At 70.5% G+C, this 11391-nt stretch carries 14 protein-coding genes; 11 read left to right on the top strand and 3 right to left on the bottom strand.

The features are described 5' to 3' along the window. Nucleotides 1-113 precede the first annotated feature (113 nt). Nucleotides 114-284, bottom strand: coding sequence for a gallidermin/nisin family lantibiotic (locus ACZ6JT_RS28960; protein ID WP_376614183.1), 171 nt, complete (start codon nt 282-284; stop codon nt 114-116). 249 nt (nt 285-533) lie between these two features. On the opposite strand from ACZ6JT_RS28960, the gene ACZ6JT_RS28955 reads away from it, so the two are divergent. The 7 genes from ACZ6JT_RS28955 (at nt 534) to ACZ6JT_RS28925 (ending at nt 5744) form a co-directional block, all read left to right on the top strand. Beyond that, complete coding sequence (locus ACZ6JT_RS28955; RefSeq protein WP_134070481.1) at nt 534-1091, top strand: RNA polymerase sigma factor; 558 nt, start codon at nt 534-536, stop codon at nt 1089-1091. Further along, nucleotides 1088-1978 (top strand): hypothetical protein, encoded by an 891-nt coding sequence (locus ACZ6JT_RS28950; protein WP_469214173.1) that lies wholly within the window; start codon nt 1088-1090, stop codon nt 1976-1978. Before ACZ6JT_RS28955 ends, ACZ6JT_RS28950 begins: the two co-directional genes overlap by 4 nt. 77 nt (nt 1979-2055) lie before the next feature. Continuing rightward, the gene (locus ACZ6JT_RS28945) at nt 2056-2703 is read left to right on the top strand and encodes a hypothetical protein (RefSeq protein ID WP_469214171.1); all 648 of its coding nucleotides are present in this window, start codon (nt 2056-2058) and stop codon (nt 2701-2703) included. A gap of 64 nt (nt 2704-2767) precedes the next feature. Then, on the top strand, nt 2768-3568 hold the full coding sequence (locus ACZ6JT_RS28940) for a hypothetical protein (protein ID WP_469214169.1): 801 nt from the start codon (nt 2768-2770) through the stop codon (nt 3566-3568). Continuing rightward, nucleotides 3565-4461 (top strand): ABC transporter ATP-binding protein, encoded by an 897-nt coding sequence (locus ACZ6JT_RS28935; RefSeq protein ID WP_469214168.1) that lies wholly within the window; start codon nt 3565-3567, stop codon nt 4459-4461. The genes ACZ6JT_RS28940 and ACZ6JT_RS28935 overlap by 4 nt, the downstream gene beginning before the upstream one ends. A gap of 31 nt (nt 4462-4492) precedes the next feature. Next, the gene (locus ACZ6JT_RS28930) at nt 4493-4927 is read left to right on the top strand and encodes a YebY family protein (protein WP_469214167.1); all 435 of its coding nucleotides are present in this window, start codon (nt 4493-4495) and stop codon (nt 4925-4927) included. A 67-nt stretch (nt 4928-4994) separates the two neighbouring features. Continuing rightward, nucleotides 4995-5744: a helix-turn-helix transcriptional regulator gene (locus ACZ6JT_RS28925; RefSeq protein WP_469214166.1), complete on the top strand. Its 750-nt coding sequence runs from the start codon at nt 4995-4997 to the stop codon at nt 5742-5744. A 65-nt stretch (nt 5745-5809) separates the two neighbouring features. Here ACZ6JT_RS28925 and ACZ6JT_RS28920 read toward each other — a convergent pair whose 3' ends face one another. After that, nucleotides 5810-6565, bottom strand: a complete 756-nt coding sequence (locus ACZ6JT_RS28920; protein WP_469214164.1) for an ABC transporter ATP-binding protein — start codon at nt 6563-6565, stop codon at nt 5810-5812. Nucleotides 6566-6567: 2 nt separating this feature from the next. After that, the gene (locus ACZ6JT_RS28915; protein ID WP_469214162.1) at nt 6568-7305 is read right to left on the bottom strand and encodes a lantibiotic immunity ABC transporter MutE/EpiE family permease subunit; all 738 of its coding nucleotides are present in this window, start codon (nt 7303-7305) and stop codon (nt 6568-6570) included. A 315-nt stretch (nt 7306-7620) separates the two neighbouring features. Here ACZ6JT_RS28915 and ACZ6JT_RS28910 point away from each other — a divergent pair, with 315 nt between their 5' ends. The 4 genes from ACZ6JT_RS28910 to ACZ6JT_RS28895 all read left to right on the top strand — a co-directional run bounded on the left by ACZ6JT_RS28910 (nt 7621) and on the right by ACZ6JT_RS28895 (nt 11357). After that, nucleotides 7621-7968: a hypothetical protein gene (locus ACZ6JT_RS28910; protein ID WP_469214160.1), complete on the top strand. Its 348-nt coding sequence runs from the start codon at nt 7621-7623 to the stop codon at nt 7966-7968. Nucleotides 7969-8014: 46 nt separating this feature from the next. Further along, the gene (locus ACZ6JT_RS28905) at nt 8015-8266 is read left to right on the top strand and encodes a hypothetical protein (protein WP_030715787.1); all 252 of its coding nucleotides are present in this window, start codon (nt 8015-8017) and stop codon (nt 8264-8266) included. Nucleotides 8267-8356: 90 nt separating this feature from the next. Beyond that, the gene (locus ACZ6JT_RS28900) at nt 8357-9097 is read left to right on the top strand and encodes an SDR family oxidoreductase (protein WP_469214158.1); all 741 of its coding nucleotides are present in this window, start codon (nt 8357-8359) and stop codon (nt 9095-9097) included. 220 nt (nt 9098-9317) lie between these two features. Further along, nucleotides 9318-11357, top strand: coding sequence for a nuclease-related domain-containing DEAD/DEAH box helicase (locus ACZ6JT_RS28895; RefSeq protein WP_469214156.1), 2040 nt, complete (start codon nt 9318-9320; stop codon nt 11355-11357). Nucleotides 11358-11391: the final 34 nt, after the last annotated feature.

The raw sequence follows: 11391 nt of genomic DNA, 5'->3' as shown, positions 1-11391 counted from the left end.
TGCGTGCGTCCGCGGTGACGTGCGCGCGCCCGCGGTGCGCACGCACGTCATCTACGGGAACTGCCTACGGTCGGGCGGCGGGTGAGCCGCCCGACCGTACGTCATGCGTGAGATCAGCAGCAGTGGCTGCAGCCGGAGCCGCCGCCCTCGCTGGTGCAGCCCGGGGTGCAGTACGAAATGCTCGTGATGGCCGGGCCGGCGATGGACTTCTCGACGCCGATCTCAAGGTCGAGGTCGAAGAGGTTGGTGTTGTTCTGGGGCTGGGGCGACATGGTCAGGCCCATGGACACTCCTTCATCGAACGTGGCTGGATGTTCATGGATCGCGATCTGTTGATCACCGAACCACAGGTGGTCGGGGGTGCTCAAGAGAGTCGAACTGGGTTGGCAGTTGTGGCAGTTGTGGCAGTTGCCAAGCCGTGCGACGCCCGCCGACGGTGCGGACGGGCCGCCTCCGTCCCGAAGTGGCTGGAAAGTACATTTAGTTCGTCGGGGCTGGTGAACCGATCGGAGGTTTTGGGATACGTATGAGGTATGTGTACGGACGAAGCTCTGATCGCTGCCGTCGCCCGCGGTGATCAGACGGCCCTGCGGACCCTCTACGAGAGGCATGCCGCTGCCATGCTTCGACTCATCCGCAGACTCTCCTCGGACCAGGGCGTCTGCGAGGAGATCCTTCAGGAGACCTGGCTCGCGGTGTGGCGCTCGGCAGCGGGCTTCCGGGGCGAGTCCTCCGTGCGGGGCTGGCTGCTCGGCATCGCGAAGCGCCAGGCGCACAACCAGCTGCGGCGCTCCCGACCCCAGTCGGTCGACCTGGCCGAAGCCCTGGACGTCCCGGACTCCGCACCGAGCGTCGAGGACCAGGTACTCCGGGACGCCGCGCAATCAGAACTTCTCACCGCTGTACGCGCGCTGCCCGAGCACCTGCGCGAGGTGCTCGCCCTGGTGCTGGTCGAGGACCTGCCCTACCCCGAGGTGGCCTCCGTGCTCTCCATCCCGGTGGGCACTGTCAAAAGCCGCATGTCCCACGCACGGCGGAGACTCGGCACCATGCTCACCGCGAAGCGGTTGGAAGGAACGGGACGACGATGACCGGACATCCCGGGGAACACCCCTCGGACGAGGTACTGACCCTGCTGGCCAGGTCCGACACCCCCGACCTGCCCCCGCACGTGGCGCAGTGCCCGGACTGCCGTACGCGGCTCGACACCTGGCACGTACTCGGGGAGGCACTGCGCACGGATGCCGTGAACGTCGCCCCACCGTCCTTCGACGTGCTTCTGGGGCCGGCGCTGCTCGCCGGCGGCGAAGGCCGGCGCGCCGTCCACCCGGCGGCAGCGCGGAAGGAGGCGCGCGTCACATCGAGATCTGGACGACTTCCGTTCCGGCCGGCTTTCGTCCTCCAGCTCTTCGCCCAGCAGATGACACTGATGCCGGTCCGATGGGCCGCCCTCAACGCGGCGGGTTTCCTCACGGCCGCCCTGCTGGCCTCCACGCACGTTCAGATCAGCCTGGGAGCACGGTTCTTCGGCGCCGTGACCGTGCTGCTCATGCTGTTCGGAGCCCTGCTCGTCGCCTCGCCCCGGCGCGACCCCCGCCGTGAGCTCCTCTTCACCCTGCCGGTCTCCCCGACCGCGGTGTTCCTGACCAGGCTGACGCTCGTACTCGGCATCGACCTTCTCCTCGCGGTGGGCTGCTCGGCCCTCGTGGGCGGGCCCGGCTGGTGGCCGGTCGTGTCCGGCTGGCTCGGCCACGCCCTGCTCGCCACCTCGCTCGCACTCGCCCTGTCCGTCAGGTTCGGTCCGGCCGCCGGCGCCACGGCGGGCGGCGTCCTGTGGCTGTTCGGTGCCGTACGGGGCTCCTTCAGCACCCCCGCCGACGCGGTCGTGGACGTGCTCGCGTCCACGACCCCCTGGACGCTGCTGGCCGCCGCCGCACTTCTGGGATGGGCCGTGCGTTCCATGCGGACGATTGTGTGAACCGGAAAGCGTCGAACCGCTACGTACCGAGCACAGCCCCGAAACGGGGCTCGGTCACGGACGGGAGGAGATGCTTCATGCGGGCCGGAACACGGTGGTGGCGCTACGAGGTCCGCCGCTGCGGGAAACAAGCTGCCGTACTGCCCCTGGTCGCGGCCGCGCTCGCCTACGCGGCAGTGGGCGGGACGCACGGCGCGGGCCCGGGATTCGCGGGAGGTGCGCTCCTCGGCCGTACCCTCCTGTCCACCGCACTCCCCGCCGCGACCGCACTGGCCTGCGCGGCCGTAGTGGTCCGGGAACCGATGACGGAGCTGCACCTGACCCTGCCCACTCCCTATGCGCGGACCCTCGCCCGACGACTGGCCTGGCCCGCGACGGTCGCGACGGCCAGCGCCGTCGCTCTGCTCACCGCCGCCGTACTCGCCGGCCTTCCGCTGGACCCCGGCGGCCCGGTCATGCTGCTCCAACTGCTGGGCCTGACCGCACTGCTGAGCGGCTCGGCGGTCTACGTGACGGTCCGCTCCGGATCGGCGGCACCCGCCACCGGCCTCGTCGTGGCAGCCGTCCTCGCCAAACTCCTGCTCGTGGACCGGGTCCTTCCCGAGGGCCTCACACAGGCCCTTCCCGCCCTGCTGGGCGGAGCGGTCCTGGCCGGCATGGCCCTGCGCACCGTGACTCCCCCCAACGAGGCAGGTCCGCTCCTCACCCGCCGCGAGCCCGGGTGACCCGATCGGCCGGTAGGCGTGTCGACCCTCTCCTCTCCTTCATCCCCGAGCACGAGGACCCCCCGTGACCATCCTGCTGTGGACGCTCCGCTACGAAGCCCTGATGGCCGCGCGCCGCAAAGTCGTATGGGGAGCCGTACTTCCCCTGACCCTGCTCAGCCTGCTCCTCGCGGGCAGCTCGCCGGTGGTGACCGGCCACGACGACCCGGCCGCACGGGTCGGAGCCGCTGCCGTGCTCGTCACCACCCTGTGCTCGCTCGGCACGGGACTCGCCCTCGCCGACCGCATGCGCGGGCGCACCGGAGCCACCGGCCTGCCGGAACTGCTCACCGCCACCCCGGCCTCCCCGCTCGCCCGGGGAGCCGGCGCCCTCGCCGGGCCGATGCTCGCGGCGCTCGCCCCCGTGGCAGTGCTCTTCCTGCTCTACGCGACGGTGGTCACCGCCACCTCGGGCTCGTTCGCCCCGCTCGGCGCCGCACTCGCCGCGCTGCTGACCTCCGTCCTGCCCGCCGCGCTCCTGGCCACTGCGTTCGCCGGGCTGATCGGAGTGCTCCTGCCGGTCGCCGCGGCCCGCGCGATCACCGTCGTGGTGTGGCTGTGGGCCTGCCACTTCCCCCCGAGCTTCTCTCCGGTCCCCACTCCCACGGGCACCGTGCTGTCCCCGCTCGCCGGGTACACGCTCGTCGACTGGGCACACGCCCCCGTGGTGTGGGCGACGCGCGGGGGCGACGGCCCCCTGCGTCCGACCGTCACCTTCGGCACGGCTCTGCTGAACCTCGCCCTCGTTCTCGCCCTGGCCGCCGCCTGCCACCTGCTCGGCCACTTCATCGCACGCGTACGTGCCCGCCGAATCGGAGCATCGTGAACATCGTCACGGAACAGCTGAACAAGACGTACCGCGGAGGCCGACGCGCACTGGACTCCGTCGACCTGCACATCGACCGGGGCACCGTGGGCCTCCTCGGTGCCAACGGGGCCGGCAAGACCACACTGCTGAGGATCCTCACCGGCGTGCTGCGCCCGACTTCGGGGCGCGTGGAGGTCGCCGGGCACGATCTGTCGACGACCGCGGGCCTCACCGGCGCCAAGCGCTCACTCGGCTACCTCCCTCAGGAACTGTCCCTGTACCCCGACCTGACCGCTCGCGAGTTCCTGGACTACATCGGCGTCCTCAAGGGAATGGAGGACAAGCGGGAGCGGCGCGCGCAGGCCGAGAGCCGCCTCGCCGAGGTCGGCCTGGGCGACCGGGCGGGCGATCGGCTCTCCGGCTTCTCGGGCGGTATGCAACGCCGGGTCGGCATCGCGCAGGCGCTCATGGGCGACCCGGCCGTACTGATCGTCGACGAACCGACCACCGGACTGGACCCGCACGAGCGGATGAGGTTCCGGACGCTCCTCGCGGGGCTCGGCCAGAACCGCACCGTCCTGCTGTCCACCCACATCCTGGACGACGTGGCCCAGACGTGCCCCGAGGTGGCGGTGCTGGCCGCCGGACGCCTGGTCTTCCACGACACCACCTCCGCCCTCGCGGGGCTCGGTGCGGGTATCACCTATCTGCACCGCACCCAGGGTGCGCCCCCGGCCGATGCGGAAGTGGTGAGCGCCGTCGCCACCGCCGAAGGGTCCGAGTACCGGATCGTCACCCCCCGTCCGCCGGCCGGGGCACACCCGGTCGAACCGTCGTTGGAGGACGGGTACGCCGCCCTGCTCGGGGCGGGCCGCCGGGCAGCGCAGAGCGCGGGTCCCAGTGGCCGGTGACATTTCCTCCTCCGAAAAGAAAGGCATCCCCATGAGCCGTACCCAGCCCTTCAGCACGGGCCGCCGCTTCCGCACCGGGGGCCTGGTCCTCGCGTGCGTGACCGCCGTCGCCACCCTGGCCGCCTGCGGTGAGGCGGTGAGCGATGCGGACAAGCCGGTGCCGCTGCCCAGTCCTACGGGCACCAGTCAGGAGGTGAGGAAGGAGAACCTGCTCCACGTCTGGCCGCTGACCGTCGACCGCGCGGTCATGGAGTGCCGGGGCGGCGACCAGGCCGTCGTCACCGTTCCCGACGGGACGGTCTACGCACTCAACGACCGTGCGGCAGCGGCGGGATACGCCGATCCCCGGCCGGTACGCGCGAAGGGGGAGAACGGGGACGAGATCAGCCTGGGACCCATGCTCAGCCGGACCCTGAAGCTCTGCAGGGCCCAACAGGCGCAGGCTCCGACCGCCCGTCCTTCCTGAGCAGCTGCCGAACACACCGAGGGAGCGCGCATAGAACTGCCTGCACCAAAGCAAGGAACAAAACATCATGGGGGAAAAGATGTTTCGTGAAACGCAAACGCACGACCGCGTCACCAGTACCGACCGGATACACAAACGAACACGCCGGACGGACCGCGTGTTCCAGATAATCGTCCACTCCGGATTCAAGGAGCACTTCGACCGTCCGGAGAGTGCGCCCTCGGTTTTCAGTGCTCTTCGCTCGGGCGTGTCCCGCATAGACTTCGCCGACGACGCGGAACTCACCGCTGCCGCCACGCGACCGATCGAGGTGCCGATCCTGGTCCCGGTGATCAGCGAGTTCCAGGCGGAGACGATACGGACCATCCGTACGCGTCATCCGCTGTCCCTGATCACCGCCGTCACCGACGACGTCACGGGACATCTCACTTACGGCGCCATCAGGTCGGGGGCCAAGTTCGTCCTCAACCTCGCGATACCCGCCGAGCGTCAGCTCGATCTTCTCTTCGCCCAGTTCCACACGCATTTCCAACCCCGTACGTGCCTCACCCAGAAAGCACCCGGCTCCCCACAAGTCGCCGGTACCCCTCGTGACCACGGCCCGGCCCGGCTGCCGGCGCCGTCCACGAGGCAGGGCCGCCCTGTTCAGGATGCGGAACTCATGCGCTTGCTCTGTACGCCCATGACGGTCGCCGAAATCGCCCGCCGTCACTACTGTTCCGAACGGTCGATGTACCGCCGCATTCGACAGCTCTACAACGAGCTAGGCGTCCGCGGCCGCACCGAGCTCATGGTGAGGGCGTCGATGCCCGCGTAACCGCTCCTCGTTCTGCCCGGCCGCCGGGTGGGGGGTACGGGATGCCCCCCACCCGGCGGCTCCGTTCATCGGATCTTCATGTCGGCGCCTTCGAGCAACCGGAAGAACCCGGCCTCCAGGTCCCCGTTACTCGCCAGCCCGTCCAACGGACCCTCGTACTGCGTCCGGCCGGCGACGAGCACCTGTACCCGGTCGCAGATCTGTGCCACTTCCGTCAGCTGGTGACTGGCGATCAGCACGGCCGCTCCCTCGCTCGCCAACGTCCGGATGATGCCGCGCATCTCGCGGATGCCCACCGGGTCGAGGCCGTTGGTCGGCTCGTCCAGGACGATCAGTCGCGGCTGCGCGAGCAGAGCCACGGCGATGCCCAGACGCCAGCGCATGCCCAGCGAATACGTCGAGACCTTCCGTCCCCGCGCCTCGGTCATCCTGACCACCCGCAGGGCGGGCTCGGCCCACTCCAGCGGTACCCCGCGCAGTTTGGCGTGCACCCTGAGCGTCTCGTCCGCCGTCAGGTTCGGCCACAGGCCGGGTACTTCGATCAGTGCGCCGACCTGGGCCAGCGTCTTCCGGCCGATGGGCTCGCCGAAGATCTCGATGCTTCCGGAAGTGGGCCGCTGCAGTCCGAGCAGCGCCTTCATCAGGGTCGTCTTCCCGGCGCCGTTGGGGCCGAGCAGGCCGTACACCTCGCCGGCCCTGACCGTGAGGTCCACCCCGTCCAGGGCGCGGTGCCCCCCGTAGTGCTTGTGCAGCTCCTTGATCGACAGGGCGGCGATGCCGCCGTGCCCGCCGTCACCCGAACCATGCGTGGTCTCATACATGATCAGATTTCCTTACGGCTCATGTGGATCGTACCCAGGACCAGCAGCACCCCGGTGAGGGCGGCGCTGAGAGCGATCGCCTGGGGAATGGCTGCCATGGAGTGCACGGGGCTGTCCGGCGGAAGCGGCACGCCGTTCGGGCCGATGCCGGCCAACGGCAGTACGACCCGCATGGGCCACGCGAACGGGACGGCGTACCAGAAGTCCTTGTCGGAGACGAGTGCACCGCACAGCAGTCCCGCGATGCCGGCTCCGAGGCTCGGTCCCATTCCCCACAGCACTGCCACCAGCACGGCCAGCGCCGTCATGGCCAGGCCCGCCAGCCACGGCAGATAGACGGCCGCCGCGACCGTCCCCATTCCGTGGGGGAACTGGCCGCTGAGCAGCGCGCCCAACGCCAGCATGGCCAGGAGCACGGTCGACGAGACGAAGCCGAGGGCACCGAGCGCGGCGAATTTCCCGACGAAGTAGCGACCGCGGGGCACCCCGTACGAAAGCATCAGACGCCAGGCGTCCTGATCGGCCCGGACCGAGAGGGCCGCCGCGAGTCCGGCGGTCATCGGAATGAGGACCCCCCAGAACTCCAGCGTCACGTTGCGGAACACCTCGAAGGTCCGTTCCGTATCCGCGTCCGCCGCACCGAGCGCTCCGAGAAAGAGAGGAATGGTGATGACCACGGGCGAGACGAGGTGGTACCAGAACACGAATCCGCGTTTGTTTCGCGCGAGTTCGGTGCCCACCACCGTCAGCGTCGAAGGGTCGTCCCGCCGTTCGGGGCGAGGCGGTGCGACCGATCCTTGGCGCATGAAGTTCTCCTGTTCGGCAAAAGGCGCGTGCACGGAGGTACGTAGCCCTTTCCGCCCACCCGGTTCACGCTTCCGGTTCACCCGGGTCCGAAGGCAGGTTCCTGACACCGCACTGCCAACTCCGCCCCGTGGAACACAATTCGGCGACGAGAGATGCGAGGCTCGGGATACCGCCGAGGTCAGCACTGGTGCTCACCCGCGGCGGACTTGGAACATGCACTGCTCTTTACCGACTCTGGAGGACCTGCGATGTCCCTCGTCAAGACGTACCGCTCCCACACTCTGGCCGCTGCGGGCCTTGCCCTGGCCGCGACCGCTCTGCTGGCCCCGACCGCCTCGGCATCTCCGGTGGCGGGCACCTCCTCTGCCGCGGTATCCGTGTCCGAGGCTCCGCAGGCGAAGTTCGGCATACAGAAGCTCTGGCACGCCACGGTCCAGTGCCAGATCGTTCGCATCAGCGACAACAATGTCGTTGGATACGACCGGGCCGACGGCACGGGCAACACCGAGCAGGCCGCCGTTACGGACGCGGCCCGCAACATCCCCGTCCCGTCCGGTCACTACAAGCGCCACTGCGACACCAAGCGCATCTGGTAGGACCACCAGAGTCGCGCCCGTCGCCCACCGGGAAGAGAGCGACCCGATGACATCCGAGAGCCCACGCGTCCACGAGATCCGCCTCGGCCTGTATGCCACCCCCGCACAGGCAGAGGAGATCAAGGAGCGCATCACGCGGCTGCTGTGCCCGGAGCCCGAGCACGCACCGCCGTGCCCCGTTCCCTGGTCGGTCAGCCTGCTCGACCGTTCGGCCGAGACGGACGACGCCGGTGACGGCGTCCCGTACCAGGAGCTGATCGACCAGGCGCGGGCCGAGCAGGGCACACGGGAGTCCTGAGAGCACGCGACCGACCACGCCGCCCTGCACCTCGACCAGGTGCAGGGCAGCGTGCTGTCCACTGACCGGGCTCAGAACAATCGGAGGACCATGATGCAAGGACGACAGAAGGTCACCGTCGTCACGGGGGGCGGCCGGGGCATCGGGGCCGCGATCTGCCGGCGGCTGGCGGCCGAGGGCCATGACGTGGTGGTCGGCTACCGGTCGGACGAAGCCGCCGCCCACGCCGTCGTCGCCGATGTGGAGGCGGCCGGCCGACGGGCGCTGGCCGTCGCCGTGGACACCGCCGACGAGCACGGCGTCGCCGCGCTCTTCACGACCGCGGCGACCGTGCTCGGGCCCGTCACCGGCCTCGTGAACAACGCCGGAGTGAGCGGTCCCAACGGGCGCCTCGTCGACGCCGACCCCGCCGGGATGCGGGCGGCCCTGGACGTCAACCTGTTCGGCTATCTGCTCTGCGCACGCCAGGCCGTCCGCGCGATGAGCGCCTCCGGCGGCGGCTGCGTCGTCAACGTCTCCTCGGCCGCGGCGACGCTCGGCTCCCCGGGGCAGTACGTGCACTACGCCGCCGCGAAGGCCGCGGTCGACGCCTTCACGGTGGGCCTGTCGAAGGAGGTCGCCGCCGACGGCATCCGGGTCAACTGCGTGGCCCCGGGCACGGTGTGGACGGACTTCCACGAAGACCCGCAGCGGCCCGCCAAGGTCGCCGTGAACATTCCGATGGGGCGGGCCGGCCGGCCGGAAGAGATCGCCGGAGCCGTCGCGTGGCTGCTGTCCGACGACGCCGCGTACGCCACGGGAGCGGTGCTGCGGGTCGCCGGAGGCCTGTAGGCCGCCTCCGGCGGGACCCGATGAGCCCGTCCACGTGCAGGACGGGGTGTACCCGTGGCGACAGACCCCACCCCGCCGGGAGCTCGGCCCAGCGGGAGGCGCTCTGCCGCCGCCGTAGCTTTCCGTCTTATGATCGCCACTGCGCGTACGAGGGGGGCTCGGCATGGGGGCAGGCGGGGCGGGATCGCAGCGGGCGCAAGAGGCGCGACGGCAGGAGCGGTTGTTCCGCGAACAGTGGCAGGCCGCCCGCCGGCAGGCGCTGGGGTGGAAAGCGGCCGGCGAGGGGGAGCAGCGGGTTCTCGCGCAGCTGTTGGTGCTGACCGCGCGCGGGTGGCGCTTGCTCGTCGACAGGCAGTGGGCGGCCGCGGCGCGGACCGCCGGCGCGGACGTGTTGCTGGTGGGACCCGGCGGTGTCTTCGTCATCGACGTCACGGCCGGCGGTGAGCCCAGCGAGGGGCAGACGGCCAGGCTGCTCGCCGCCACCAAGGCCGCCGAGAGCGCGGTGGCGTCCCTCGGGATGTCGCCCGTGGCCGTCCAGCCGGTCATGGTGTTCGCCGGCCGGCGCCTCGACGCGGGACGCGGCCGGATACGGCTCCTCGGCGAGCACGAGATCGGTCCGGTACTGCTGTCGCAACGGCACAGGCTGCGGGCGGAGTCGGTCCGTGCGATCGCCGATCATCTCGAGCGGGTGTTCCCGGGCCATGTGGGGTCGGCGGTCGTCCCGCAGGCGTCCTCCGCGCCCGAGCCGCACCGACCGGACGCTGCGGACGGGCTGTTCGATCTGGAAGGGCTGCGTGACGCGGCCCTGGAGGGCGCGATGCGGGCGCCGATCGAGCAGTGGATGACCTTCCTCCACCCCGACCAGGTCGCGCTGGTGCGCCGCAACTGGTCGGGCCCGGCGCGCATCAGCGGGCCGGCGGGTACCGGCAAGACGGTCGTCGCCCTGCACCGTGCGGCCCACCTGGCCAGGCGGACCACCGGCCGCATCCTGTACGTCACCTTCGCCAACAACCTGCCCCGGGTGCAGAGCACCTTCCTCAGGACCATGGCTCCGGCCGTCGCCGACCGCGTGGACTTCCGCAGCCTGCACTCCTGGGCGCAGGAGTTCCTGCAGGAGCGGGGCGTACCGGTGCGGCTGCACGGGGACAAGGCCGAGACCGCATTCAGCCTCGCCTGGAAGAACGTCGGCCGCGAAAGCCGGCTGGCCGAGCTCGACCCGGCACCGACCTACTGGCGCGAGGAGATCGACTACGTCATCAAGGGCCGGGGCCTCACCGGCTTCGAGGAATACGCGACCGTTCACAGGAGGCGCCGGAGGGCGAGCCTGCACCGAACGCACCGGCAGTCGGTGTGGGAGCTGTACGAGGCGTACGAAACGCTGCGCGGCGAGCGCGGGGTCCACGACTTCAACGACGTGCTCTCCTTGGCCCTGGCCGAGGCGACGCGCCGGCCCGCGCGGCCCCCGTACGCGGCCGTCATCGTGGACGAGGTCCAGGACCTCACCCTGGTCGGAGTACGTCTGCTGCACGCACTCGTCGGTGACGTGCCCAACGGTCTGCTGCTCGTGGGCGACGGCCAGCAGACCGTGTACCCGGGTGGCTTCCGCCTCACCGACGCGGGCATCGACATCCGCGGCGACCGTGGACAGGTGCTGCGCACCAACTACCGCAACAGCAAGCAGATCCTGGACGCCGCCCTCGCCGTCGTGGCCGACGACGCGTTCGAGGACCTCGACGGCCTGCACACTCCGGGCCGCCGCGATGTCGACCTCACCTACCACGACGGGGACGTCGTACGCGTCACCCGGCCCTCGGTGGAGGCCCACGACAGGGCGCTCCTGGACGCCTTGCGCTCCCTGCCCGAAGGAGCGCCGGCCGACACCGCCCTGCTGTGCCCCTCCCTGCGCGCCGTCGGCCACTACCAGCGGCTGCTCACCCAGGCGGGCATCCCGGTGTGCCCTTTGGAGCACTACGACGGCCACGCCGTCGACGCGGTGAAGCTGGGTACCTACAGCCGGGCCAAGGGCCTGGAGTTCAAGAACGTCTTCCTGCCCCGGCACGACGCGGTGTCCGGGAACGGGCCGGCGGCCGACACGGCGGGTGGTACGGAGACGTCGCAGACGGCCCGGGAGCGGGAGGAACTGCTGCGCAGCCGGCTTTTCGTGGCCATGACAAGGGCGCGCGACCTGCTGTGGCTCGGCAGCGTCACCCCTTTCACCGACGGAGGCACCCCGGTACGGGGCGGGGCTGGTCGAAGCTGACAATGGGTGGATCCCCCGGGAAAAGGACCAGTTG

The organism is Streptomyces sp. NPDC046308, from assembly GCF_055588065.1.
The sequence above is the reverse complement of the archived record's forward strand: the minus strand, read 5'-3'. Positions and strand labels throughout refer to the sequence as shown.